This is a genomic window from Streptomyces sp. NPDC033177 (assembly GCF_055577715.1).
Window position 1 is genome coordinate 452654 of sequence record NZ_JBVIPS010000006.1, and the last position, 22527, is coordinate 475180.

The window sequence follows — 22527 nt, forward strand, 5'->3', positions numbered from 1 at the left end:
TGGACCCTTGAGATAGTCGTCCGAACCGCGAGATGGATCACATGTAGGTCACACACAGGAGGAGCCCCCCGTGCTGGAAGAGGCCGAGCGCTGGCTGACCAGGCGTTCCTGGTCCGTTGCCGACCGTCCGCTCAGCGCGCTCGTCGACGCCAAACGGACGTCCGGGGCCTCGGTGAGCGTGGTCCTGCCCGCGCTCGACGAGGAGGGGACGGTCGGCGAGATCGTCGCCGAGATCCGCCGTGAGCTGGTCGAGAAGGCCGCTCTCGTCGACGAGCTCGTGGTGGTCGACTCCGGCTCGCGGGACCGTACGCCGGAGGTCGCGCGGAAGGCGGGCGCGCGGGTCGTGCACCGGGACGTGATCCTGCCGCGCATCCCGGCCGTGCCCGGCAAGGGCGAGGTCATGTGGCGCTCGCTCCTGGTGACCGGCGGTGACATCGTCGCGTTCGTCGACGCGGACCTGAAGGAGTTCTCGGCGGACTTCGTCACCGGCACGGTGGGCCCGCTCCTGACCGAGACCGACGTGCACTTCGTGAAGGCGATGTACGACCGCCCCCTGGGTGAGACCGCAGGTCAGGGCGGCCGGGTGACCGAGCTGATGGCGCGCCCGCTGCTCAACATGCACTGGCCCCAACTGGCGGGCTTCGTACAGCCGTTGGGCGGCGAGTACGCGGCGCGCAGGTCCCTCCTCGAGCGGCTGCCGTTCCCCGTCGGTTACGGGGTGGAGCTGGGCCTGCTCGTGGACGCGCTGCACACCGTGGGCCTCGACGCGCTCGCGCAGGTCGACGTCGGGGTGCGCAAGCACCGGCACCAGGACGGGCAGGCGCTCGGCCGGATGGCGGCGGCGATCTACCGGACGGCGCAGCTGCGGCTCGCGCGCGGCCATCTCGTACGGCCCGAGCTCACCCAGTTCGAACGGGGCGAGCAGGGGTTCGAGCCGCGGTCCCATTCGGTGGACACGGAGGAGCGGCCGCCGATGTGCGGTATCGCGGAGTACACGGCTCGCCGCGTGGCGTAACCACCCCAAGCCAGGCATTTTGTCTACATTCCCCACTTATGTGGGTCAGACAAGCAGTGAGAAGCGCGCCACGCGCCGGTGCCGTGGCCTTGGCGACGGCCACCCTCGCGGCAGGGGCTCTCGGCGCGGCCACCGCGTCCGCCGCCACGGCGGATGCCGGCACCGGGCCGGGGATCGGCCACACCGACGACATCGCCCGGCGGGCGCAGGCGCAGCCCGCGCCGCGGGAACAAACGGGCGAGCCCGTGCGCCGGGAGGGCGCCCCGGGGCAACTGGCCAAGTCGGGCAGCGACTCGGACACGATGCTGTACGCGGGGCTTGCGATCTCCCTGTGCACACTGGGCGCGCTGACGGTCGCGGGCGCCAGGAGCAGACGTGATCAGTCGCCGCCGGCCACCCGGAGTCCGGCCGTACGTTTGAGTCCCCGCCCCAGGGGCTAGGTTCGCCACATGGTCTCCGAGCACGCCTCCGCACAGGTCCTCGTCGCGTCCAACCGCGGCCCCGTCACGTACACCCTGGAGGAGAACGGGGAACTGACGGCCAAGCGGGGCGGAGGCGGACTCGTCTCCGGGCTCAGCGCGATCGGCGACTCCGACGGCGACGACGCGGCCCTGTGGGTCTGCGCGGCGCTCGGCGACGGCGACCGGGAGGCCGTGCGGCGCGGGGTGGGCGAGCCGGGCGTACGGATGCTCGACATCGACGCGCGCGTGCACGCGGACGCGTACAACGGGATCGCGAACTCGGTCCTGTGGTTCGTCCACCACATGCTCTACCAGACCCCGCTGGAGCCGGCCTTCGGCCCGGAGTTCCGGGCGCAGTGGGCGGCGTACGAGACCTACAACCGGGCCTTCGCCGAGGCACTCGCCGAGAGCGCGGGCGCGGACGCGGCGGTCCTCGTGCAGGACTACCACCTGGCGCTGGTGCCGGGAATGCTGCGTGAGCTGCGCCCCGACCTGCGCATCGGCCATTTCTCGCACACGCCGTGGGCGCCGGTGGACTACTTCCGGATGCTGCCGGACGACGTCGCGGAGCAGCTCCTTCGCGGCATCCTGGGCGCCGACCGTGCGGCGTTCCTGACGGGCCGGTGGGCGGACGCGTTCACGGAGTGCTGCGTCGCCGTCCTCGGCGGTACGTCCGGTACGCGGATCGGGGTGCACGGGCTCGGGGCGGACGCGGACTTCCTGCGGGAGCGGTCGCGGCGGGCGGACGTGGAGGAGCGCCTGGTCGCGCTGCGGGAGCAGATCGGGGGCTCCGGCGACCGGAAGGTGATCGTCCGAGTGGACCGGACGGAGCTGTCGAAGAACATCGTGCGGGGACTGCTCGCTTACCGGGAGCTGCTCGAGACGCGCCCCGAGTGGCGGGAGCGGGTGGTGCACGTCGCCTTCGCCTATCCCTCGCGGCAGGATCTCGCGGTGTACCGCGAGTACACCGCCGAGGTCCAACGGGTCGCCGATGAGATCAACTCCCGCTTCGGGGTGGAGGGCTGGACCCCGGTCGTCCTGCACGTGAAGGACGACTTCGCGCGGTCGCTCGCGGCGTACCGCCTGGCGGACGTGGCGCTGGTGAATCCCATCCGGGACGGGATGAACCTGGTCGCCAAGGAGGTGCCGGTCGTCTCCGACGACGGGTGCGTTCTTGTCCTGTCCCGGGAGGCGGGGGCGTACGAGGAGTTGGGCGAGGATGCGGTTGTCGTGAACCCGTACGACGTCACGGGGACGGCTGTCGCGTTGCACGCGGGGCTGACGATGCCGGAGGGGGAGCGGGCGGAACGTACGAAGCGGCTCGCTTCGGCGGCGACGGCGTTGCCCCCGGCCCAGTGGTTCCTGGACCAGCTGCGGGCGCTGAGGGCCTGACTTTTTTCCCCAACCCCGCCCCTTCCCAAAGACCGTGCCTGCGCCCCGGGCCTACCTGGGGCTCCGCCCCAGACCCCGCTCCTCAAACGCCGGAGGGGCTGAATTTTCAGCCCCTCCGGCGTTTGAGGAGGGCCCTCGCGCCGAGCGACCCGCGGCGGAGCCGCAAATGTCACAGCCGGGAAGGGGCGGGGTTGGGGACTACATCGTGCCGTTCAGGCCAGCCGCGCGGCCACCGCGACAAGCAGCGCCACCACACCCCCCGGCCCGTCCACCACCAAGTCCGCCCGTTCCGCCAGCTCCGCCACCTCCGCACTGCCACTGCACACCAGCAGCCCCGGAACCTGGTCAGAGCGGAGTTTCTCGACGGCCGCGAAGGCGGGCAGGTCGCCCAAGTCGTCGCCCGCGTACAACACACATTCGGCACCCACCTCCCGTACGTAGTCCGCGAGGGCCACGCCCTTGTCCATGCCGGGGGGCCGCAACTCCAGGACGAGGCGCCCCGGTTCGACGATGAGGCCGTGGCGGGACGCCAGCTCCGCCAGCGGCTCCCGCAACGCCTCGAAGGCGGCCTGCGGATCGGCCGCACGCCGGGTGTGGACGGCGACCGCCCGGCCCTTCTCCTCTATCCACGTACCGCGCCACGCGCCCATCGTGTCCAGGAAACCGGGCAGTTCGGCGCGCACGGCCGCCACACCGGGATGCGGCTCCGCCGCGTGCACGGTGGACGAGACGGCGTCCCAGCGCTCGGCGCCGTAGTGCCCGAGCACGACGAGGTGTTCGAGGCCGGGCACACCCGCGAGCCCGCCGTACCGCACCGCCACACCCGCAGGCCGCCCGGTGACGACCGCGACGGAACACACCTTCGGCGCGAGCGCGGCGAGAGCGGGGACGGCGCCGGGGTGGGCGCGGGCCTGCTCGGGGTCCGGCACGATCGCGGCGAGCGTGCCGTCGAAGTCGAGCGCGATCACGGCTTTCCCGGGGCGCGCGAGCAGCGCGGCAAGGCCCTCGCGCCCGGCGGCGGTCACGGGCTCGGGCAGCTCGGGAGAGTTCGGCGAGTACTCAAGGTCACCCATGCGCCCGACCCTACGCTCAACGCTCCCCGCGCCGGGACTCCCTGACCCGCCGGAGCCGGTTGACGGTGACCGGATCGTGCGCGAGGGCGCGGGGATCGTCGAGCAGGGCGTTCAGGAGCTGGTAGTAGCGCACCGGCACCAGGCCGAGCTGCTCGCGCACGGCCCGCTCCTTGGCGCCGGGACCGGTCACCCAGTCACGGCGCTCCAGGGCGAGGATCGCGCGGTCACGCTCGGAGAGCCCGGTGTCGGGAAACATGTCACCGGAGGAGTCGGCGGGATCCGTGGCATCCGTCATGCCGGTCACGCTATTCCGAGTTCTCCTCGGTCGCCGCCTTGGACTGGATCTGGCCGAGGATCGACGCCGGATTGCCGTTCGGGTCGACTGCCTTGCCGATGTACTTCTTGACCTCGACGGACACCTGCGCCCAGGACGTCTTGCCCACGGGGTACAGCTGCGAGGTGGGCAGCTCGTCGAGGAACTCGGCGAGCGCCTTGTCGTTCTTGTTGCCCGTCATCTCCTCGGCGGCGGAGTTCGTGACCGGCAGCAGGTCGTACTCGCGGGAGAAGTCCAGGACGTTCTTCGTGCTGTAGGCGAAGTCGAGGAACTTGCCGATCTCCTCGCGGTGGCCCTTCTGCTTGAAGGCCATCATCCAGTCGGCGACACCCATCGTGGCGTCGGCGTGGCCGTTCACGCCGGGCATCGGCACCATGCCGTACTTCACGCCCTTCTTCGCGGCCATCTGCATCAGCGTGGGGTGGCCGTTGAGCATGCCGACGTCGCCGCGCGTGAAGGCGGCGAAGGCCTCGGCGCGGTCGAGCTTGGCGGGGGGCGTGGCGCCCGTCAGGCCCTTGCCGACGAGCTCGTCCTTCAGCCAGGTGAAGGTCTTCACGTTCTGCGTGGAGTCGATGTCGTACGTGTCGACGTTGTCGGTGTAGCCGCCGCCACCGCTCAGCAGCCACTGCATCGTCTCGGCCTGCGCCTCTTCCTTGCCGAGCGGAAGGGCGTAGGGGATCTTCACGCCGCGCGCCTTGAGCGTCTTGGCGGCGGCCGCGAGATCGCTCCAGCTCTGCGGCGGGGTGAGGCCTGCGTCCTTGAAGATCTTCTCGTTGTAGAAGAGCAGGCGCGTCGAGGAGGCGAAGGGCATGCCGTACTGGACGCGCTTGACCTCGCCCGCCTCGGAGAGGGGGGCCATGAAGTCGGCCTGCGTGGTGATGGAGACCAGGTCCTCGGTGCGGTAGAGCTTGTCCGCCGCGGCGTAGTCGGCGTACGCGCCGATCTGGGCGATGTCGGGGGCGTCGCCGGCCTTGACCATTTCCTTGACCTTGCGGTCCACGTCGGTCCAGGAGTAGACGCTGACGTCGACCTTGATGCCGGGGTTCTCGGCCTCGAACTTGTCGGCGATCTTGTCCCAGTACTTCTGGGAGCTGTTGGCCTTGGAGTCGCCGTAGTCGGCGGCCACCAGCTTGAGGGTGACGTCGCCGGAGTCGCCCGGACCGCCGCAGCCGGCGAGTACCGCCGCCATGCCCAGTACGGCTATCGCCGCGGTCAGTCCTGTCGCGCGCCGCTGCACAGCTGTTCCCACCCTCGATGATCTTCGTGAACTGCGATTTTCCCTCGCGTATGGACACGAGGTCTACACCACCTCAGTATCGCTTGTGCAACGGCGTACCACTGACAGCCCACCGGCAAGGAGTCTCGACGCATGTCGCGTACCGCAGCAGAGATCGCAACCCAGCCCGCCTGCTGGCACCGGGCGGCCGAGGCCGCTCTCACCTTCGACGGACTGCCGAAGAAGGGCGAGCGGGTCGCCGTCACGGGGTGCGGGACGTCGTGGTTCATGGCCATCGCGTACGCGGCGCTGCGCGAGGCCGCCGGGCAGGGCGAGACGGACGCGTTCGCGTCGTCGGAGTTCCCGGCGGGGCGGTCGTACGACCGGGTGGTGGCCATCACCCGGTCCGGTACGACGACGGAGGTGCTCGAACTCCTCGGACAGCTGAAGGGCGTGGTCCCGACCACGGCCCTGACCGCCGACCCGAAGACTCCGGTCATGGACGCGGCCGACGCGGTGGCGGTCCTCGACTGGGCGGACGAGGAGTCGGTCGTCCAGACCCGCTTCGCCACGACCGCGCTCGCCTTCCTGCGGGCCGGGCTCGGTGACATCCCCGGCGTGAAGTCGGTCGCCGACGCGGCGGTCGACGCGGAGCTCGCGGTCACGGAGCCGCTGCCCGCCTCCGTGGTCGGCGCCGAGCAGTGGACGTTCCTGGGGCGGGGCTGGACGTACGGTCTCGCCCTTGAGGCCGCGCTGAAGATGCGGGAGGCCGCGGGCGCCTGGACGGAGTCGTACCCGGCGATGGAGTACCGCCACGGGCCGATCTCCATCACGGGCCCTGGCCGGGTGGCGTGGATGTTCGGGGTGCTTCCGGAGGGGCTCGCGGGCAATGTCGACCGGGTCGGCGGGGAGCTGGTGGCCCGCGAGGAGCTGGATCCCCTGGCGGATCTGATCCGGGCCCAGCGGCTCGCGGTTGCACTGGCTGAGTCGCGGGGCTTCGACCCTGACCGGCCCCGGAACCTGACGCGGAGCGTCATTTTGGGCTAGTCCGATCCTGACCCGCCGCTTCGCGGCGGATGCTCCCCACCCACCCACCCGATTGCCCCGCGGGGTGCCGGGTGGGTGGGTGGGAGACATCCGCCGCGAAGCGGCGGTTTAGGGTCGCCCACCCACCGGAGGAGACCGGCAGATACCCGAAGTGGACTAGACCTCTCGCGGCGTAGGCGCGACACTGTCCCCCGTGAGACACGTCATCGCCCTCGATGTGGGCGGCACCGGAATGAAGGCCGCCCTGGTCGGGGCGGACGGCGCGCTCCTCCACGAGGCGCGGCGGCCCACCGGCCGCGAACGCGGTCCCGACGCCGTGGTCGAGTCCATCCTCGACTTCGCCGCCGATCTGCGCGCCCACGGGATCCAGGAGTTCGGGGAGTCCGCCGCCGCGGCCGGCGTCGCGATCCCCGGGATCGTCGACACCGAACGCGGCACGGCGGTCTACGCCGCGAACCTCGGCTGGCGTGACGTCCCGATGCGCGACCTCCTGAGCCGCCGGCTCGAAGGCATCCCGGTGGCGCTCGGCCACGACGTCCGCACCGGCGGCCTCGCCGAGGGGCGGATCGGCGCGGGCAAGGGCGCCGACCGGTTCCTCTTCGTGCCCCTGGGCACGGGCATCGCCGGCGCCATCGGGATCGGCGGCGGCATCGAGCCCGGCGCCCACGGCTCGGCGGGCGAGATCGGGCACATCATCGTGCGCCCCGGCGGCCCGCTCTGCGGCTGCGGCCAGCGCGGCTGCCTGGAGCGGCTCGCCTCCGCGTCCGCGGTGAGCGAGGCGTGGGCGGCGGCGAGCGGCGACCCGGAGGCGGACGCCGCGGACTGCGCGAAGGCCGTGGAGTCCGGCGACCCGCGCGCCCGGGAGGTCTGGCAGAACGCCATCGACGCGCTCGCCGACGGCCTCATCACGGCCCTCACCCTCCTGGACCCGCACACTCTGATCATCGGTGGCGGTCTGGCCGAGGCCGGGGAAACCTTGTTCACACCCCTGCGGGCGGCCATGACGGAACGCATCGTCACGTTCCAGACCCAGCCCCTCATCGTCCCCGCCGCCCTGGGGGACACCGCCGGGTGCCTGGGCGCGGGCCTGCTCGCCTGGGATCTGCTCGAAGGAACCGCCCCCGACCCCACCCGACCCACGGAGGTAACCGCCTGATGGCCGCTAGCAAAGTTCTCGCCGGTGCTCAGGTGGTCCTGCCCACCGGGACGCTCACCAACGGCCGCGTGATCGTGGACGGCACGCGCATCGCCGGGAGCACTCCCGCGGACGCCGAGGTCATCGACCTTCCGCCCGGTCACTGGGTCGTCCCCGGCTTCGTCGACCTCCACAACCACGGCGGCGGCGGAGCCTCCTTCACCTCCGGCACGGTCGACGACGTGCTCAAGGGCGTCCACACGCACCGCCTGCACGGCACGACCACGCTCGTCGCCTCCACCGTCACCGGCGAGATGGACTTCCTCGCCCAGCGGGCGGGCATGCTCAGCGAGCTGGCCGAGCAGGGCGACATCGCGGGCATCCACTTCGAGGGCCCCTTCATCTCGCCGTGCCGCAAGGGCGCGCACAGCGAGGTGCTCCTGCGCGACCCGGACCCCGCCGAGGTCCGCAAGCTGATCGACGCCGCCCGCGGCCGGGCGAAGATGCTGACGCTGGCCACTGAACTGCCGGGCGGCATCGACTCCGTACGCCTCCTGGCCGAGCACGGTGTGATCGCGGCCATCGGGCACACGGACGCCTCGTACGAGCAGACGGTCGAGGCCATCGACGCGGGCGCCACCGTCGCCACGCACCTCTACAACGCGATGCCGGGTCTCGGGCACCGCGAGCCGGGCCCGATCGCCGCGCTCCTGGAGGACGAGCGGATCACGGTCGAGCTGATCAACGACGGCACGCATCTGCACCCCGCCGCGTTCGAGCTGGCCTTCCACCACGCGGGCGCGGCCCGCACGGCGCTCATCACGGACGCGATGGACGCGGCGGGCTTCGGCGACGGCCGGTACATGCTCGGCCCGCTGGAGGTCGAGGTGAAGGACAGCGTCGCGCGCCTCGTCGAGGGCGGTTCGATCGCGGGCTCGACCCTGACCCTGGACCGCGCGTTCAAGCGCTCGGTGACGGTGGACGGGCTGCCGGTCGAGGACGTCGTGCGGTCCATCTCCGCCAACCCGGCCAGGCTGCTCGGGATGTACGCCGAGATCGGCTCGCTGGAACCCGGCAAGGACGCCGACCTGGTGATTCTGGACGCGGAGTTCGACCTGAAGGGCGTCATGCGCAAGGGCGAGTGGGTACTTGCGCCCCATTAGGCCCAACTGGGGTGATTTCACCACCCGTTGAAGAGACAACCAAGAGAAGGCGGTTGGCCCGGACCCCTGGGCCAACCGCCTTCTCTTTGGCATGATCAGCCCCGGAAAGAGACGGGCGGCAAGCGCGTTCCCAAGTGAACCCGGGGGTGAGTGACCAGTGATCCTCGCGGTGACGCTGAACGCCGCCCTGGACATCACCTACCGCGTCCCCGCCCTCGTCCCGCACGCCTCGCACCGCGTCACCGAGGTCATCGAACGCCCCGGCGGCAAGGGCCTGAACGTCGCCCGCGTCCTGGCCGCCCTCGGCCACGACGTGACGGTGACCGGCTTCGCGGGCGGTGACACGGGCCGCGTCCTGCACGAGCGCCTGGCGCGCGAGCCCCGCGTCACGGACGCCCTCGTGCCCGTCGCCGGCGCCACCCGCCGCACGCTCGCCGTCGTCGACGCGGCGACCGGCGACACCACCCAGCTGAACGAACCGGGCCCGGCGGTCTCACCCGCCGAGTGGACCGCGTTCCAGGAGTCGTACGAGGAGTTGCTGCGCCGGGGCGCCTCCGCGGTCGCGCTCTGCGGCAGCCTGCCGCCCGGGGTCCCGGTCGGCGCGTACGCGACGCTCGTACGGGCCGCGCGTGCCGCCAAGGTCCCCGTGCTCCTGGACACCAGCGGGGAGGCGCTGCGCCGTGGCCTCGCCGCACGCCCCGACATCATCAAGCCGAACGCCGACGAACTGGCCGAACTGACCGGCTCCCACGAGCCCGCCCAGGCGACCCGTGACGCCCGCCGCAGGGGCGCGCACGCCGTGGTGGCGTCCCTGGGCGCCGACGGCCTGCGCGCCGTCACGCCGGAGGGCACCTGGCAGGCGGCTCCGCCGGCCCGTGTGCGCGGCAACCCGACGGGTGCCGGTGACTCGGCGGTGGCGGGCCTGCTCTCCGCCCTGGTGGAAGAACTCCCCTGGCCGCAGCGCCTCGCACGGGCCGTGGCCCTGTCCGCGGCGACCGTCGAGTCCCCCGTGGCGGGCGAGTTCGTTCCCTCGACGTACGAAGACCTGCTCGCGCGGGTCGTGGTGACCGGGGAGGCCACCGCGGCGTGAGATCACGCGTCACCGCGTGGGCGAGCACAACGCGACGCACAACGGGCCGTTATGGCCCAGGAATTGGGGACATTCATCGTGCCACTCGTATCCACCGGCGACCTGGTTTCCGACGCGCGCGCCACGGGGCGCGGGGTCGCCGCGTTCAACGTGATCACCCTGGAGCACGCGGAGGCGATCGCCGCTGGCGCCGAGCAGGCGGGCTCCCCCGCGATCCTCCAGATCTCCGAGAACGCCGTGAAGTTCCACGGCGGCAGCCTGTCCGCCATCGCGGCGGCGGCAGCGGCGGTGGCCCGCACCTCCTCGGCCCCGCTCTCCCTGCACCTGGACCACGTCATGGACCCGGAACTCCTGCGGGCCGCGCATCCCGAGGGCTTCAGCTCGGTGATGTTCGACGCGTCGAAGATGCCGTACGACGAGAACGTCAAGGCGACCGCGGACGCCGTGCGTTGGGGCCACGAGCGCGGCATCTGGGTCGAGGCCGAGCTGGGCAAGGTGGGCGGCAAGGAGGGCGAGGCCCCGCTGGACGCGCACGCGCATGGCGTCCGCACGGACCCCACGGAGGCGGCGGCCTACGTGGCCGACACGGGAGTCGACGCCCTCGCGGTGGCGGTGGGCTCCTCCCATGCGATGACGGAGCGCACGGCGGCCCTGGACCACGAGTTGATCGCGACCCTCGCGGCAGCCGTGCCCGTGCCTCTCGTGCTGCACGGCTCAAGTGGCGTACCGGACCACGAGATCCGGCGGGCCGTCGCGTCCGGCATGGTGAAGATCAACGTCGGCACGGCCCTCAACACGGCGTTCACGGGCGAGGTGCGCGCGTACCTCGCCGCCCACGACCAGGGTGTCGACCCCCGGAAATACCTCGCCCCGGCTCGCGAGGCGATGGCCGGGACGGTGGCGGGGTTCCTGGGGCTGCTGAAGCAGCCCCAGGAGTAGCCCCAAAGGGGCGGCGGACGGCTCAGCCCTTGCCGCCCTCCACGAGCCACATCTGGTCGATGTTCGCCCCGACTGTCCCGCACAGGTCGCTCTGGGCGCAGGTCAGCGTGATCGAGTTGGTGCCCTTGGTGAGCTGGACCACCGCCCAGGTGTTGGTCCAGCCCTTCTCCCAGTTCCCTTCCTCCGCACCGGCGAAGTTCTTCATGTTCAGGGGACGGGTCTGCTTCTTGCCGTTCACCAGGATGGTGGCGTTGGAGTCCTTGCCGGGGACGCCGTAGTTCACGCGCAGGCTGTACGAACCGGCCTTGGGGATGCCGTTGACGGTCCACGTCACCTGGGCGCCGACCTTGTCGAACCCGGACACGTACGAGCCGCCGTCCGACTTCGCGCCGTCTACGTCCGAGGCCGTGGTCGTGCCGCCCTCCAGCTTGAGCGCCTTCGCGTCGGTCTTCGGCAGTTCGACCGGCTCATCGGGCTTCTTGGTCGGCTTCTCGCTGGGCTCGACCGTCTCGGCCTGGGTGGAGCCGCCGCCCGCTTCCTTCTTGCCGCCCTCGTCGTCGCCGCCACCGAAGATCATCGCGGCGCCGATCCCGATGGCGACGACCGCGACGACCGCGATCGCAGCGATCAGGAGGCCCTTCGTGTTCGGGCCGCTGCCGCGACCGCCGGAGCCTCTGGACGCCGGGGTGTACTGCGGGGTCGTCGGAGCCCCGCCGGGCTGCGTCTCCGGAGCGGCGTAGTGCGCGTTCGGCTGGCCGTACGCCTGCTGCTGCGGCGGCACCTGCTGGCCGTACGTGGGCGCGGCCTGCGTGCCGTAGCTGTTGGGCCGACGGTCACCGACCGCGCGCACGTGGTTGTACGAGGACCGCGGACCGGGGTACCCGTAGCCGCCCCCGCCGTTGGGCGGGGTGGCGCCGGCCGCCTGTCCGTCTTCGTACAGATAGCCGAACGGATCGTCGTCGCCCTCCGGCGGGTTCGGCGTGTGCTCGCCGTTGTTGCCGGGCGTCATTCCCTGGTCACTCCCTCATGTCGCTGACCGGGGGAGCCTACCCGCTCCGGGTAGGCCCAATGGGTGGCGTGCGCCTCACCCGGCACGCCTGTGCTGCTTGGCACGTGAGCGTTTCTCCACGTACATCCGCTGGTCAGCGGAGTGCAACACCTCGTCGGCCGACATCCCGCAGTGCGCCCACCCGATGCCGAAACTGGCACCGACCCGGACCGCCCTGCCGTCCACCCGGATCGGCGGGATGATCGCGTTCCGCAGCCGCACCGCGAGGTCCTGGGCGTCGGCGCGGCCGAGCCCGTCGGCGAGGACGACGAATTCGTCACCCCCGAGCCGCGCGACCGTGTCCCCGTCACGGACGCCGCTGGTCAGCCGCCTGGCGACCTCGATGAGAACCGCGTCACCCGTGTGGTGCCCGAAGCGGTCGTTGATCGACTTGAAGCCGTCGAGGTCGCAGAAGAGCACGGCGAGGCCCTTCGTGCCGTCGTCCGTGTCCCCGTGGCCCTCGGGGGGCGCGACGGTGTGCACGTGGTGGTCGAAGCCTTCGCCGCCCTGCTGGAGGCTGTGCGCGTTCTGCGAGCCGTAGTCGAAGCTGTGCCGGCCCTCCGCGTCGTAGACGCCGTCGTACGCCGCGTCCAGCGAGTCCACGGCGCTCGGCTGGCCCGCGTGCGGCCTGCGACAGAGCCGGGCGCTGAGGCGGGAGCGCAGCTCGGCGGAGTTCGGCAGGCCGGTGAGGGAGTCGTGCGAGGCGCGGTGCGCGAGCTGGAGCTCGCGGCGCTTGCGCTCCTCTATGTCCTCGACGTGGGTGAGGAGGAAGCGCGGCCCGTCGGCGGCGTCGGCGACCACGCTGTTGCGCAGGGAAACCCAGACGTACGTCCCGTCGCGGCGCGCCAGGCGCAGCTCGGCCCTGCCGCCCTCGGCGGACGTCCGCAGGAGGGTGCCGATGTCCTCGGGGTGGACCAGGTCGGAGAAGGAGTAGCGGCGCATCGCGGACGCGGGGCGGCCAAGGAGGCGGCACAGCGCGTCGTTCGTGCGCAGGATCCGCCCGTGCTGGTCGCCGCCCATCTCGGCGATGGCCATGCCGGAGGGCGCGTACTCGAAGGCCTGGCGGAAGGACTCCTCGCTGGCCCGCAGCGCCTGCTGCTCGCGCTCCAGGCGGACCAGGGCGCGCTGCATGTTGGCGCGAAGGCGGGCGTTGCTGATCGCGATGGCGGCCTGGAAGGCGTACATCTGGAGGGCCTCGCGGCCCCAGGCGCCGGGCCTGCGGCCATTGCGGGGGCGGTCCACGGAGATCACGCCGAGCAGTTCGCCGCCGGCCGCGCCCGTCGCGTACATCGGGGCGAAGAGGCGGTCCGCGGGGTGCCACTCGTCCTCGAAGCGGGGCTCGGGACCGTCGGTGTACCACTGCGGGACGTCGTCCTCGTCCAGGACCCATCCCTCGGTGTACGAGATGAACCGCAGGGCGCCCCAGGCCTCGCCCATGGCGAGCCGCTTCTCCCAGGCCTCGCGGGAGCCGACCCGGCCGGTGATGAGGGCCTCGGCGGCGGTGTTGCCCGCGAAGGCGGCGACCACGAGGTCGCCGTCAGGGCGCACGAGATTGACGCACGCCAGTTCATAGCCAAGGCCGTTGACCACGCCGTCGGCGACGGTCTGCAGCGTGTCCGCCAGGCTCCGGGCCGTATTGAGATCCGCCACCACCTGATGCAGCTGCCGCAGGGTCGCAAGACGGACGTACGGCTCCGACTCGGTCTCCATTGCTCGCTCTCCCCGAGACCTCGACAGCAACTCCAGGATTCGCAGCGCCCTTACTGTTCTCTTCGTACCTGAGTTCTCTCAGTGTCCGATTGCCACCGTCACTGAATCACAGCGAGCAGCTCACTCGGTACACAGGGTCAACAAAATATGGGTCCTGTGACTCAAGTCACAGATGGGAAGCCTTCGTTGGTCCAGTCCACTTGCCCGGTACACGGCTCCGCACGCCCTGCCGGCCGCCTCGGTCGCCGGTCCTAGGCCCGGTCTCGGACCACGGGCCGATGTGGCGGCGGGGACGGCCGGGCTAGCGTCGGCCTTGTGGTTCCCGTACTGAAGACATCCCTGCCGAGCGCCTCCGCGACTCCCCCCGCCCCGCCCTCCCCCCGCGCCCCGTCCCCCGACGGGCATCCTGTGGGGGTGAGCAACGAAGAGTTCCGTGCCGCCATGTCCCGGCTGGCCGCGGGTGTGGTCCTGGTGACCGCCAGAGAGCCGTCACTGGACGCGGACGACCCGCAGGCGCCGGACGGCGAGGACGTCGGCATGACCGCGACGGCCTTCCTGTCCGTGTCCCTCGACCCGCCGCTCGTGCTGGTCAGCCTGCGTGAGGGCTCCCGGATGGACGACCTGCTGGCCGAGCAGCCGCTGTGGGGCGTCTCGGTGCTCTCCGAGAGCCAGCGCCACATCGCGGGCCGGTTCGCGATGAAGGGCCGGATCAGCGACCGGCTGCTCTTCGAGGACCTTCCCTACTCCCGGGGGGAGACGTCAGGGGCACCGCTGATCGGCGGCGCGCTCTCTACGCTTGAATGCCGGACCGAACAGACGGTGACAGCGGGTGATCACACCCTCGTCATCGGGCGTGTACTTTCGGCTGCCCTGCCGAGCGCCGACGGGGGCCCGCTGATGTACTTCAAGGGCAAGTACCGACAGCTGGGCTGAACGGTTGCCGGATGAACCGTTCCGGGCTCAATGGTCCTGAACTCAATGGTTCTGGGTTGAACGGTCTTTGCCGGCGGGATCGTTTGCTGCGGTGGCCATGGCCGGGTCCGGGGCTCAGCCCCAGCCCTCGCCCGAGCGGCCGCGCTTGGTCTGACTGCGCTGCTTCTTCTCGCGGAGCCGCCGTTCGTTGATCCCCCGGGGGATCTTCGTGGCGCGGCGGGGCCGCGGCGGCGGCGCGGTGGCCTCCGCGAGCAGCGAGGCGAGGCGGGTGGCCGCCATCTCGCGGTTGCGCCACTGGGAACGGTGCTCGGAGGCCCGCACGCTGACGACTCCGCCGACGAGCCGGCCGGCGAGCCGCTCCAGGGCGCGCTCCTTCCACACCGGAGGCAGCGCTTCCGTGCCGGCCAGGTCGAATCTCAGCTCCACCTGCGAATCGCTGGTGTTGACGTGCTGACCGCCCGGCCCTGACGACCTGGAGAAGCGCCACATGAGCTCGGCCTCGGGCAGGGAGACGGAGCCGCGGATGACATAGGGACCGGACATGGGTCCTATGGTCCCGCGTCTGTCCGGTCCACGTCACCCGTATTAACGGCGCGCCCCGCTTGCGTCGGGAGTGACACGTGAGATGAGTAAAGAAAGTAAAAGGACCTGGAACCTCTGGGACCCTGGTCGACGTTCATAGAGGTGACGGTAGCTTCGTCCCCAGTACGAAGCCCGTTCGTACGCAACGAGGGAAGGGACTCCCAACAATGGCAGTAAGCCTGTCCAAGGGTGGCAACGTCTCGCTCACCAAGGAGGCTCCGGGCCTGACCGCCGTCACCGTGGGCCTCGGCTGGGACGTCCGTACCACCACTGGCACCGACTTCGACCTGGATGCCTCGGCCATCGCGGTGAACCCGCAGGGCAAGGTCTTCTCGGACCAGCACTTCGTCTTCTTCAACAACAAGGTGACGCCGGACCAGACCATCGAGCACACCGGTGACAACGTCACGGGTGAGGGCGAGGGCGACGACGAGCAGATCAAGGTCAACCTGGCCGGCCTCCCGGCCGACATCGACAAGATCGTGTTCCCGGTCTCGATCTACGACGCCGAGAACCGCTCGCAGAACTTCGGCCAGGTGCGGAACGCCTTCATCCGCATCGTTAACCAGGCCGGTGGCACCGAGATCGCCCGCTATGACCTGAGCGAGGACGCCGCCACCGAGACCGCCATGGTCTTCGGCGAGCTGTACCGCAGCGGCGCGGAGTGGAAGTTCCGCGCCGTCGGCCAGGGCTACGCGTCCGGCCTCGTCGGCATCGCGCAGGACTTCGGCGTCAACGTCTGAGTTTTCTGGGCGAGTTCGCGAGGGCCCCCGGCGGAGATTTTCCGCCGGGGGCCCTCGCGGTGCGCCGCCGCCCGCCACGGGCAGGCGGCTAACGTGCGCCGCATGATCCTCGAACCGCTCACGCCCGCGCGGGACGGCGCGCTCCCCGGCGAGCTGCTCACCGAGCTCACCGCCCTGTACGCGTCGAACCACGCCTTCCACGCCCTCTCCGGGGACTTCCCCGACCCCCACGACATCCGCTCGGAGCAGGTCGCCGCCGCGCTCGCGGACGAGTTGGCCGTGCCGGGAGCCGAGGTGCTTCTCGCGCGGTCCGAGGGGCGGGTCGTCGGGATCGGCATCACGCTGGACCGCCATCCCGACCCCGCCGACCCGGACCCGTGGATCGGGCTGCTCATGGTCGACGCGGGGGAGCAACGCAAGGGGTATGGAGGGGAGTTCGAGCGCAAGATCGAGGAGAGGTTCCGGGCTGACGGGCGCGACGGGGTGCGGCTCGCGGTGCTCGACGGGAACGCCACCGGGCTCGCCTTCTGGAAGGCACTCGGTTACGAGGTCATCGATCACCGCCGCGATCTTCAGGCGGACCGCCCCTGCGCGGTACTCCGCAAGCCGCTTCCGTAGGTCTACGGGCGCGCCGGCTTCCCGTCCCCGTACAGCCACGGGCCCCAGATGGCGCGCACCTTCTTGCGCGCCGCCTCGCTGCCCGCGTGCTGCTCCACGTACCGCGTGAAGTCCTCGGTGTCCGCGTTGCCGTGGCGGTGGGTCTTCGTCCAGCCCTGCACGATGTCGTAGAAGGTGGCGTCGCCCACCGCCCGGCGGATCTTGTGGACGACCATGCCGCCCCGCTCATAGACCGGGCTGTCCGAAATGGTCGCGGCGGACGGCGGCTTCGCGGGCGGGAAGGCCCAGATGGCGTCGTTGTCCTCCTTGGCCTCGTAGTAGTCGCCCGCGTAGATCTGGTCGAAGATCTCCTGCGCGCTGTCGCCGTCGTTGTCCTCCTGCCAGAGCCACTCGGCGTACGTCGCGAAGCCTTCGTTGAGCCACATGTCCCGCCAGGACTTGGGCGTCACGGAGTTCCCGAACCACTGGTGAGCCAGCTCATGGACGATGAGCTGGGTGTCGGGGGCGCCCGGGTAGGTGGGGCGGGTCTGCGTCTCCAGGGCGTAGCCCGCGTCCCCCTCGCTGCCGACAATCGCGCCGGTCGACGAGAAGGGGTAGGGGCCGAAGTTCAGCTCCTGCCACTCCAGGATCTCGGGAATCCGGGCGAGCGCCTTGGCACTGGCCTTGGCCTCGGCGGGTTCCACCGCCGTGAGCACCGGTATGCCGGACTCCGTCGTCGACTTCTTCACCTCGTACGGCCCGATCGCCACCGTCGCGAGATAGCTCGCCATCGGCTCGGCGCTGTGCCAGGCGAAGGTGGTGCGGCCGTTCCTGGTCGACTCGCGGGTCAACTCGCCGTTGGAGATGGCCTTCAGGCCCTTGGGCACGGTGACGCGTATGTCGTACGAGGCCTTGTCCGACGGGTGGTTGTTCGACGGGAACCACGCCATGGAGCCGGTCGGCTCACCCAGCGCGATGGCGCCCTCCTCCGTCCGCAGCCAGCCCTCCTCGGAGTCGTCCGGGTCGGTGATGGTCTCCGGGTTGCCGGAGTAGCGGACGACCGTGCGGAACGTCTCGCCCTCGTCGAGGTCGTCCGGCGGGCGGATCGTCAGCTCCTGCCCGTCGCGGTGGAAGGAGGCGTCCTTCCCCTCGACGGTCACGCCCTTCACCTCCAGGCCCTTGAGGTCCAGGTTGAAGGCGCTGAGGTCCTGCGTCGCGCGCGCCGTGACCTCGGCGGTGCCGGAGAGGTGGCGCGCGTCGGGGTCGTAGCCGAGGGTCAGGTCGTAGTGCGCGACGTCGTAACCGCCGTTGCCGAGCCTGGGGAAGTACGGGTCACGCACGCCGTCGGCCCCGGGCGTGCCGTGCACTCCGGAGCCGCTGCACGCGGTGAGGACGAGAGCGGTGAGGGCGGCGGCGGACGTGCCGCGCAGTGCCGTGGATCGTGGGTGCACGCCTGTGATCTTATGCGGCATATGTTCGGTCGTGCATCGCGCACGCCCGCCGCGTCGGCGCCCTAGAGGACCACGATGCCCAGCGGGCGTTCCCCTGCCGGGAGTCGGTGGGTTTCGCCGCTCCTCAGGTCGATGACGGTGATGCCGTTCCAGAAGCCGTCGCGGGTGAAGCCACCGGTGACGTAGGCGGTGTCGCCGTCCTCGGAGACCGCGACGTCCTCGTGCGGGCCGTCCAGCGGGAAGACCCTCTCCTCGCCGTCCTTCATACGCATGGTCAGCGAAGGCCCCTCGTCCGACGAGGGGTCGATGGGGCCCGTGCCGACCGCGAAGAGCGTGCCGTCCGGGGTGATCAGCGCGCCGTGCTGATGCGTGTTGGCCGTCATCTTCTCGATGTCGGACTCGCCGGTGCGCGGGTCGAGCACGACGAGCTTCTCGCCCTCGAAGGGCAGCAGAAGCTTGCCGTCCGACGGCCGTACGGCGGCGTAGTGCGGCTTCAGCCAGGAGCCGAGGCCGCCTTCCGTGCCGTAGGGGGCGACTTCGATGCGACGCGGTTCGAGGGAGTCCGCACGGACGACCGTCACGTCGAAGGTGTCGTGGTTGGTCGCGTAGACCTCCTTGCCGTCCTTCGAAACATCCACGTCGAAGGGCCGGCGGCCCACCGGAACGGTGTCCGTGACCTCGCGCTTCCCGGTGTCGATGACCTCCAGGGTTCCCTTCCCGTCCGGGACATTGACGCCCACGTAGGCGTGCTCGCCGTCCGGCGAGAGCGCGATGCCCATGCCGCCGCCGCGGTACTCGCCGGTCGTCGCGGGGCCGCTGTCGGTCTCGTACGGGATGCGGTCGACGCGTTCGCGCGTGTCGGTGTCCACGAGGGCCACGCCGTCCGCGGTGGCGACCCAGGCGCGGCCGTCCTCCCCCACGGCGATCCCGTACGGCGCGGTGCCGACCTTCACGGACTCGACGGGCCCGCGCTCGGGGTCCACGAACGTGACGGTGTCCGAGCCGAAGTCGGCCACCAGGAGGGTGCCTTCGGGGGTGCGCCGGTCCGCGGGAATGGTGGCGGTGGCCTTCGCGCGGGTGGGCTCGGCGCCGGACGCCGCGGCGTCATCCCCGCCGGTGCCGCAGCCCGCGAGAACGGCGGCCGCCAGCAGGACCGACGCACCGGTGGCGAAGGGCCGCGCCTTCACGCGGCGCCCCCCAGCAGCGCGGCGATCTCGGCGAAACCGCGGCGCTCCGCGTGCCCGAGAGGGGTGACGCCGTCCCGGTCGGCGAGTCCTGGCGTCGCGCCCGCGGCGAGCAGCAGCTCCACGATCTCCTGGTGCGCGCGACCGCCGTCGCCGAGGATCACGGCCTCCAGCAGGGCGGTCCAGCCGAGGTCGTTGACGTGGTCGACGTCGATGTCGGTGACGCGCAGGACCTCCCGTACGTACGCGACGTGGCCGCGTTCCGCCGCCGGGATCACGGAGATCCCGCCGAACCGGTTACGGAGCTTCAGGTCGGGCCCCGCGGGAAGCAGGACGCGCAGCATGGCGACGCTGCCGGTCACGCCGGTGGCCAGCCAGGGGCTGTCGGCGCGGCGGTCCTGGGCGTCGACGTCGGCGCCGGCGGCCACCAGGACCCGTGCGGCCTCGACGCGGTCGCCTATGACGGCGAGCAGCAGGGGGGTGCGCAGCTCGGGGTCACGGGCCTCGACGCGGGCTCCCGCGTCGAGGGCGGTTCTCACTTCGTCGGCGTTCCCGGCCCGTGCGGCGTCGAGCAGCCGCTGGTCCTGCGCGGTCCTTGCCATGTGCGTCCTCCTCGTCGTCGTACGGACCGGGAACACCCTCAGCATCAGCGGCCGAGCGCCGCGACGCCCGCCTTGGCGAACTTCTCGTCCAGGTCGCCGCTCGGGGCGCCCGCGACACCGATGCCCGCGATGGGCGCGTTCTTGGCGGTCACCGGGGCGCCGCCCGCGAGGAACAGGGTGCCGGGGATGTCCTTCAGGTTCGGGGCCTGCTCCAGGCGCTTGGTCAGCTCGGAGGTGGGCGCGTTCCAGGAGACCGCGGTGTACGCCTTCTTCACGGCGGACTCGGGGGACTGCGGTCCTGCGCCGTCACCGCGCAGCTCGACGATGGTGTTGCCGTTGCGGTCGACGACGGCGACGGAGACGCGCTGGTTCTCCTTCTTCGCGGCGTCGAGGGTGGCCTGGGCGGCCTTGGTCGCCGCGGCGACGTTCAGGTGCGTCGACTGCGTGAGGTTCTTGTCAGCGGCGACGGCGACGGCGGCCTTGGGGGCGGCGGCCGGGGACTCGGCGCTGGCGGAGACGGCCCCGAAGGTGCCGGCGAGAACGGCGGCGGTCGCGGCGATGGTCAGGACGCGGGTGCGGCGGGAGAGCTTCTGCATGGGGTGCTCCTCAGGTGAAGGTGGGGCGCGGAGGCGGGGATCGGGGGAGGTCGTTCCCTCTGCGATCAATCCTCCGGCCGCATCCGGGGCCCACCCCTCGACGTACCGGCTGCTACCTGCCTGCGACTCGGCCGACACGAGGGTCAGCCGATCGGTTGACCCCCTGGTGATCCCGACGGGCCACAATGAGGTTGTTTGCGCAGTTCAGCAGCGAGGCGCGAGCCGCGCGTCATGAGCCGCTCATCGTGCGCCGCGCGTCACGAGCCGCGCATCGTGAGCCGCGTGTCGGAAGGAGCGAAGCCGTGGAGCAGGCCGAAGTCGCCCCCGCGGGCAGGGGTTCCGCGGACCCCGACGCACGCTGGCTCGCAGCCGTCATGCACACGGCGTTCTTCGTGCTCCTCGGCTCGTCCCTGACCCGCTTCCTGATGCGGCACCCCGGCGAACCGCGTACGCCGTGGATCATCGCACTCTCGGTCTCCCTCGCCCTGCTCTACGTACTGGGTCCCGCCATCGGCGCCCGCCCCACCGCGCCGCGCCGCCTCACCTGGTTGATCCTCGTCGTCACCGTCTGGGTCGTCATCGTCATACTCGCGCCGAGCTTCGCCTGGTGCGCGGTGCCGCTCTTCTACACCGGGCTGCGGACGCTGCCGCCGCGCGCCGCGCTGTTCCTGGTGGCCGTCCTGACCGCCTTCGTGGTCGTCGCGCAGTTGCAGCTCGCGGGCCACTTCGACCCGAACCTGCTGCTCGCTCCGCCCGCCTGGGCCGCGGTCGCGACCGCGGTCTTCCTCTACATGCAGCGTCAGGCGGCCCGGCAGCGCACCCTCATCGACGACCTGATCCGCACCCGGCGCGAGCTGGCCGCCATCGAGCGCCGCGAGGGCACCCTCGCCGAGCGCCAGCGCATCTCCATGGAGATCCACGACACCCTCGCGCAGGGGTTGTCCAGCCAGCAGATGCTGCTCCAGGCCGCCGACCGCGTCTGGGACACCGACCCGGACAAGGCCCGCGCCCATGTCCGTACCGCCGAGTCGATCACCGAACTGGGCCTCACGGAGGCTCGCCGCTTCGTGCACGACCTGGCGCCCGCCGACCTCGCCGACGGCGGCGGCCTCGACGCGGCACTGCGGACGCTGGCCGAGCGCACCGCGCAGGACGCGGGCCTCACGGTCCGCTTCCACGCCGAGGGGACGCCCGCGCCGCTGCCCGACCGCACCCAGTCGGCGCTCCTGCGCATCGCGCAGGGCGCGCTCGCCAACGTGACGGAGCACGCCGACGCGTCCACCGCGGCGCTGACGCTCACACACCTGGACGATCAGGTGGTGCTCGACATCGCGGACGACGGGCGTGGCTTCACACCCACGGAACAGCCGCCCGCCTCCGACCGTCGGGGGCACGGGCTGCCCGCGATCCGCGCCCGCGCACAGCAGCTCGGCGGCACCCTGACGATCGAGTCCGCGCCGGGCGAGGGCACGGTCCTCTCGGTCGCGATCCCCCTCTCCCCCCAAAGGACCACCTGATGTCACAGCCTTCGGTACGCCTCCTGGTCTGCGACGACCACATCGTCGTACGCGCCGGACTGCTGGCCCTGCTGGGCAGCGCGCCGGACATCGAGGTGGTCGGCGAGGCGGGCACCGGCGAGGAGGCGATCGCGCTCGCCGCGAAGCTGGCGCCGGACGTGGTCCTGATGGATCTGCAGCTCGGCGAGGGTATGGACGGCGTGGAGGCGACACGCCGCATCACGTCCGTCGCCGCCCCCGCACCCCACGTCCTGGTCCTGACGACGTACGACACGGACGCGGACATCACCCGTGCCATCGAGGCGGGGGCGACGGGCTACCTCCTGAAGGCCGAGCGCCCCGAGGAGCTCTTCGCCGCGATCCACGCCGCGGCGCAGGGCCGCACCACGCTCTCCCCGCCGGTCGCGTCCCGCGTGATGGCCCGCATGCGCAAGCCGCTGCCCACTCTCACCGACCGCGAGCTGGACATCCTCGCCCAGCTCTCCCAGGGCCTCGGCAACCGCGACATCGCCCGCGCGCTGTTCATCAGCGAGGCCACGGTGAAGACACACCTGGGCCGGATCTACGACAAGCTGGGCGTGGACACGAGGGCGGGAGCGGTATCGGTGGCAAAGGAGCAACGCCTGCTGCCGTGAGGAGAGGCAGGCCGTCCACGGCCCCGGCCAAGGAGCAGCGGCGATCCGTGGCCTCCGGCCCGTG

At 71.4% G+C, this 22527-nt stretch carries 23 protein-coding genes; 13 read left to right on the top strand and 10 right to left on the bottom strand.

Features of this window, described 5'->3' with window-relative positions; translation table 11 throughout:
* Positions 1-70 precede the first annotated feature (70 nt).
* The 3 genes from ACZ5U5_RS22950 (at position 71) to ACZ5U5_RS22960 (ending at position 2868) form a co-directional block, all read left to right on the top strand.
* Complete coding sequence (locus ACZ5U5_RS22950; RefSeq protein ID WP_469024615.1) at positions 71-1015, top strand: glucosyl-3-phosphoglycerate synthase; 945 nt, start codon at positions 71-73, stop codon at positions 1013-1015.
* Between the two features lie 89 nt (positions 1016-1104).
* A complete protein-coding gene (locus tag ACZ5U5_RS22955; protein WP_469024618.1) occupies positions 1105-1455 on the top strand; it encodes a hypothetical protein in 351 nt (116 codons plus the stop codon).
* Positions 1456-1464: 9 nt separating this feature from the next.
* Positions 1465-2868 carry an alpha,alpha-trehalose-phosphate synthase (UDP-forming) gene (locus ACZ5U5_RS22960; protein ID WP_469024621.1) on the top strand — a complete coding sequence of 468 codons (1404 nt, stop codon included), beginning with the start codon at positions 1465-1467 and terminating at the stop codon, positions 2866-2868.
* Between the two features lie 212 nt (positions 2869-3080).
* Here the strand turns inward: ACZ5U5_RS22960 and otsB are convergent, their stop codons facing one another.
* Genes otsB through ACZ5U5_RS22975 form a run of 3 tightly spaced genes read right to left on the bottom strand, consistent with a single transcriptional unit; the run spans position 3081 to position 5512 of the window.
* Entirely contained in the window at positions 3081-3941 is an 861-nt protein-coding gene (otsB, locus tag ACZ5U5_RS22965; RefSeq protein ID WP_469024623.1) for a trehalose-phosphatase, read from the bottom strand.
* 16 nt (positions 3942-3957) lie between these two features.
* The gene (locus ACZ5U5_RS22970; protein ID WP_469024626.1) at positions 3958-4236 is read right to left on the bottom strand and encodes a DUF3263 domain-containing protein; all 279 of its coding nucleotides are present in this window, start codon (positions 4234-4236) and stop codon (positions 3958-3960) included.
* A gap of 10 nt (positions 4237-4246) precedes the next feature.
* Positions 4247-5512 carry an ABC transporter substrate-binding protein gene (locus ACZ5U5_RS22975; RefSeq protein WP_469025010.1) on the bottom strand — a complete coding sequence of 422 codons (1266 nt, stop codon included), beginning with the start codon at positions 5510-5512 and terminating at the stop codon, positions 4247-4249.
* 132 nt (positions 5513-5644) lie between these two features.
* On the opposite strand from ACZ5U5_RS22975, the gene ACZ5U5_RS22980 reads away from it, so the two are divergent.
* The 5 genes from ACZ5U5_RS22980 to ACZ5U5_RS23000 all read left to right on the top strand — a co-directional run bounded on the left by ACZ5U5_RS22980 (position 5645) and on the right by ACZ5U5_RS23000 (position 10865).
* On the top strand, positions 5645-6538 hold the full coding sequence (locus tag ACZ5U5_RS22980) for an SIS domain-containing protein (RefSeq protein WP_469024628.1): 894 nt from the start codon (positions 5645-5647) through the stop codon (positions 6536-6538).
* 193 nt (positions 6539-6731) lie between these two features.
* Entirely contained in the window at positions 6732-7694 is a 963-nt protein-coding gene (locus ACZ5U5_RS22985) for an ROK family protein (protein WP_469024630.1), read from the top strand.
* Complete coding sequence (gene nagA, locus ACZ5U5_RS22990) at positions 7694-8836, top strand: N-acetylglucosamine-6-phosphate deacetylase (protein ID WP_469024633.1); 1143 nt, start codon at positions 7694-7696, stop codon at positions 8834-8836. Before ACZ5U5_RS22985 ends, nagA begins: the two co-directional genes overlap by 1 nt.
* Positions 8837-8993: 157 nt before the next feature.
* Positions 8994-9926 carry a 1-phosphofructokinase family hexose kinase gene (locus ACZ5U5_RS22995; protein WP_469024635.1) on the top strand — a complete coding sequence of 311 codons (933 nt, stop codon included), beginning with the start codon at positions 8994-8996 and terminating at the stop codon, positions 9924-9926.
* Positions 9927-10004: 78 nt separating this feature from the next.
* The gene (locus ACZ5U5_RS23000; RefSeq protein WP_469024637.1) at positions 10005-10865 is read left to right on the top strand and encodes a class II fructose-bisphosphate aldolase; all 861 of its coding nucleotides are present in this window, start codon (positions 10005-10007) and stop codon (positions 10863-10865) included.
* A gap of 22 nt (positions 10866-10887) precedes the next feature.
* On the opposite strand, the gene ACZ5U5_RS23005 is transcribed toward ACZ5U5_RS23000, so the two are convergent.
* Positions 10888-11874, bottom strand: coding sequence for a CBM35 domain-containing protein (locus ACZ5U5_RS23005; protein ID WP_469024640.1), 987 nt, complete (start codon positions 11872-11874; stop codon positions 10888-10890).
* A 75-nt stretch (positions 11875-11949) separates the two neighbouring features.
* Positions 11950-13623 (bottom strand): diguanylate cyclase CdgB, encoded by a 1674-nt coding sequence (cdgB, locus tag ACZ5U5_RS23010; RefSeq protein ID WP_469024642.1) that lies wholly within the window; start codon positions 13621-13623, stop codon positions 11950-11952.
* 339 nt (positions 13624-13962) lie between these two features.
* On the opposite strand from cdgB, the gene ACZ5U5_RS23015 reads away from it, so the two are divergent.
* Positions 13963-14556, top strand: coding sequence for a flavin reductase family protein (locus tag ACZ5U5_RS23015; RefSeq protein ID WP_469025013.1), 594 nt, complete (start codon positions 13963-13965; stop codon positions 14554-14556).
* Positions 14557-14670: 114 nt separating this feature from the next.
* On the opposite strand, the gene arfB is transcribed toward ACZ5U5_RS23015, so the two are convergent.
* The gene (gene arfB / locus ACZ5U5_RS23020) at positions 14671-15108 is read right to left on the bottom strand and encodes an alternative ribosome rescue aminoacyl-tRNA hydrolase ArfB (RefSeq protein WP_469025015.1); all 438 of its coding nucleotides are present in this window, start codon (positions 15106-15108) and stop codon (positions 14671-14673) included.
* A 197-nt stretch (positions 15109-15305) separates the two neighbouring features.
* Here arfB and ACZ5U5_RS23025 point away from each other — a divergent pair, with 197 nt between their 5' ends.
* Positions 15306-15881 (top strand): TerD family protein, encoded by a 576-nt coding sequence (locus ACZ5U5_RS23025; RefSeq protein WP_363213091.1) that lies wholly within the window; start codon positions 15306-15308, stop codon positions 15879-15881.
* Positions 15882-15983: 102 nt separating this feature from the next.
* Positions 15984-16499 (top strand): GNAT family N-acetyltransferase, encoded by a 516-nt coding sequence (locus tag ACZ5U5_RS23030; protein WP_469024645.1) that lies wholly within the window; start codon positions 15984-15986, stop codon positions 16497-16499.
* Positions 16500-16501: 2 nt separating this feature from the next.
* Here the strand turns inward: ACZ5U5_RS23030 and ACZ5U5_RS23035 are convergent, their stop codons facing one another.
* Genes ACZ5U5_RS23035 through ACZ5U5_RS23050 form a run of 4 tightly spaced genes read right to left on the bottom strand, consistent with a single transcriptional unit; the run spans position 16502 to position 20311 of the window.
* Complete coding sequence (locus ACZ5U5_RS23035; protein ID WP_469024647.1) at positions 16502-17950, bottom strand: M1 family metallopeptidase; 1449 nt, start codon at positions 17948-17950, stop codon at positions 16502-16504.
* Positions 17951-17991: 41 nt separating this feature from the next.
* Positions 17992-19116 (bottom strand): YncE family protein, encoded by a 1125-nt coding sequence (locus ACZ5U5_RS23040; RefSeq protein ID WP_469024650.1) that lies wholly within the window; start codon positions 19114-19116, stop codon positions 17992-17994.
* A complete protein-coding gene (locus tag ACZ5U5_RS23045) occupies positions 19113-19715 on the bottom strand; it encodes an ankyrin repeat domain-containing protein (RefSeq protein WP_469024653.1) in 603 nt (200 codons plus the stop codon). The genes ACZ5U5_RS23040 and ACZ5U5_RS23045 overlap by 4 nt, the downstream gene beginning before the upstream one ends.
* A 44-nt stretch (positions 19716-19759) precedes the next feature.
* Positions 19760-20311 carry a GlcG/HbpS family heme-binding protein gene (locus tag ACZ5U5_RS23050; protein ID WP_469024656.1) on the bottom strand — a complete coding sequence of 184 codons (552 nt, stop codon included), beginning with the start codon at positions 20309-20311 and terminating at the stop codon, positions 19760-19762.
* 185 nt (positions 20312-20496) lie between these two features.
* On the opposite strand from ACZ5U5_RS23050, the gene ACZ5U5_RS23055 reads away from it, so the two are divergent.
* Both ACZ5U5_RS23055 and ACZ5U5_RS23060 read left to right on the top strand, forming a co-directional pair.
* Positions 20497-21828 carry a sensor histidine kinase gene (locus ACZ5U5_RS23055; RefSeq protein WP_469024658.1) on the top strand — a complete coding sequence of 444 codons (1332 nt, stop codon included), beginning with the start codon at positions 20497-20499 and terminating at the stop codon, positions 21826-21828.
* Positions 21828-22463, top strand: a complete 636-nt coding sequence (locus ACZ5U5_RS23060) for a response regulator (RefSeq protein ID WP_469024661.1) — start codon at positions 21828-21830, stop codon at positions 22461-22463. The genes ACZ5U5_RS23055 and ACZ5U5_RS23060 overlap by 1 nt, the downstream gene beginning before the upstream one ends.
* The last annotated feature ends 64 nt before the right edge of the window (positions 22464-22527 follow it).

What these genes read in the sequence shown, in the direction of transcription:
- ACZ5U5_RS23030 (WP_469024645.1), top strand. Translation starts at nt 15,984, where the DNA reads ATGATCCTCGAACCGCTCACGCCCGCGCGGGACGGCGCGCTCCCCGGC.
- ACZ5U5_RS22970 (WP_469024626.1), bottom strand. Translation starts at nt 4,236, where the DNA reads ATGACGGATGCCACGGATCCCGCCGACTCCTCCGGTGACATGTTTCCC.
- ACZ5U5_RS23050 (WP_469024656.1), bottom strand. Translation starts at nt 20,311, where the DNA reads ATGCAGAAGCTCTCCCGCCGCACCCGCGTCCTGACCATCGCCGCGACC.
- ACZ5U5_RS23035 (WP_469024647.1), bottom strand. Translation starts at nt 17,950, where the DNA reads ATGCCGCATAAGATCACAGGCGTGCACCCACGATCCACGGCACTGCGC.
- ACZ5U5_RS23045 (WP_469024653.1), bottom strand. Translation starts at nt 19,715, where the DNA reads ATGGCAAGGACCGCGCAGGACCAGCGGCTGCTCGACGCCGCACGGGCC.
- ACZ5U5_RS23055 (WP_469024658.1), top strand. Translation starts at nt 20,497, where the DNA reads ATGAGGTTGTTTGCGCAGTTCAGCAGCGAGGCGCGAGCCGCGCGTCAT.
- ACZ5U5_RS22980 (WP_469024628.1), top strand. Translation starts at nt 5,645, where the DNA reads ATGTCGCGTACCGCAGCAGAGATCGCAACCCAGCCCGCCTGCTGGCAC.
- ACZ5U5_RS23025 (WP_363213091.1), top strand. Translation starts at nt 15,306, where the DNA reads ATGGCAGTAAGCCTGTCCAAGGGTGGCAACGTCTCGCTCACCAAGGAG.
- cdgB (WP_469024642.1), bottom strand. Translation starts at nt 13,623, where the DNA reads ATGGAGACCGAGTCGGAGCCGTACGTCCGTCTTGCGACCCTGCGGCAG.
- nagA (WP_469024633.1), top strand. Translation starts at nt 7,694, where the DNA reads ATGGCCGCTAGCAAAGTTCTCGCCGGTGCTCAGGTGGTCCTGCCCACC.
- ACZ5U5_RS23060 (WP_469024661.1), top strand. Translation starts at nt 21,828, where the DNA reads ATGTCACAGCCTTCGGTACGCCTCCTGGTCTGCGACGACCACATCGTC.
- ACZ5U5_RS23005 (WP_469024640.1), bottom strand. Translation starts at nt 11,874, where the DNA reads ATGACGCCCGGCAACAACGGCGAGCACACGCCGAACCCGCCGGAGGGC.
- otsB (WP_469024623.1), bottom strand. Translation starts at nt 3,941, where the DNA reads ATGGGTGACCTTGAGTACTCGCCGAACTCTCCCGAGCTGCCCGAGCCC.
- ACZ5U5_RS22960 (WP_469024621.1), top strand. Translation starts at nt 1,465, where the DNA reads ATGGTCTCCGAGCACGCCTCCGCACAGGTCCTCGTCGCGTCCAACCGC.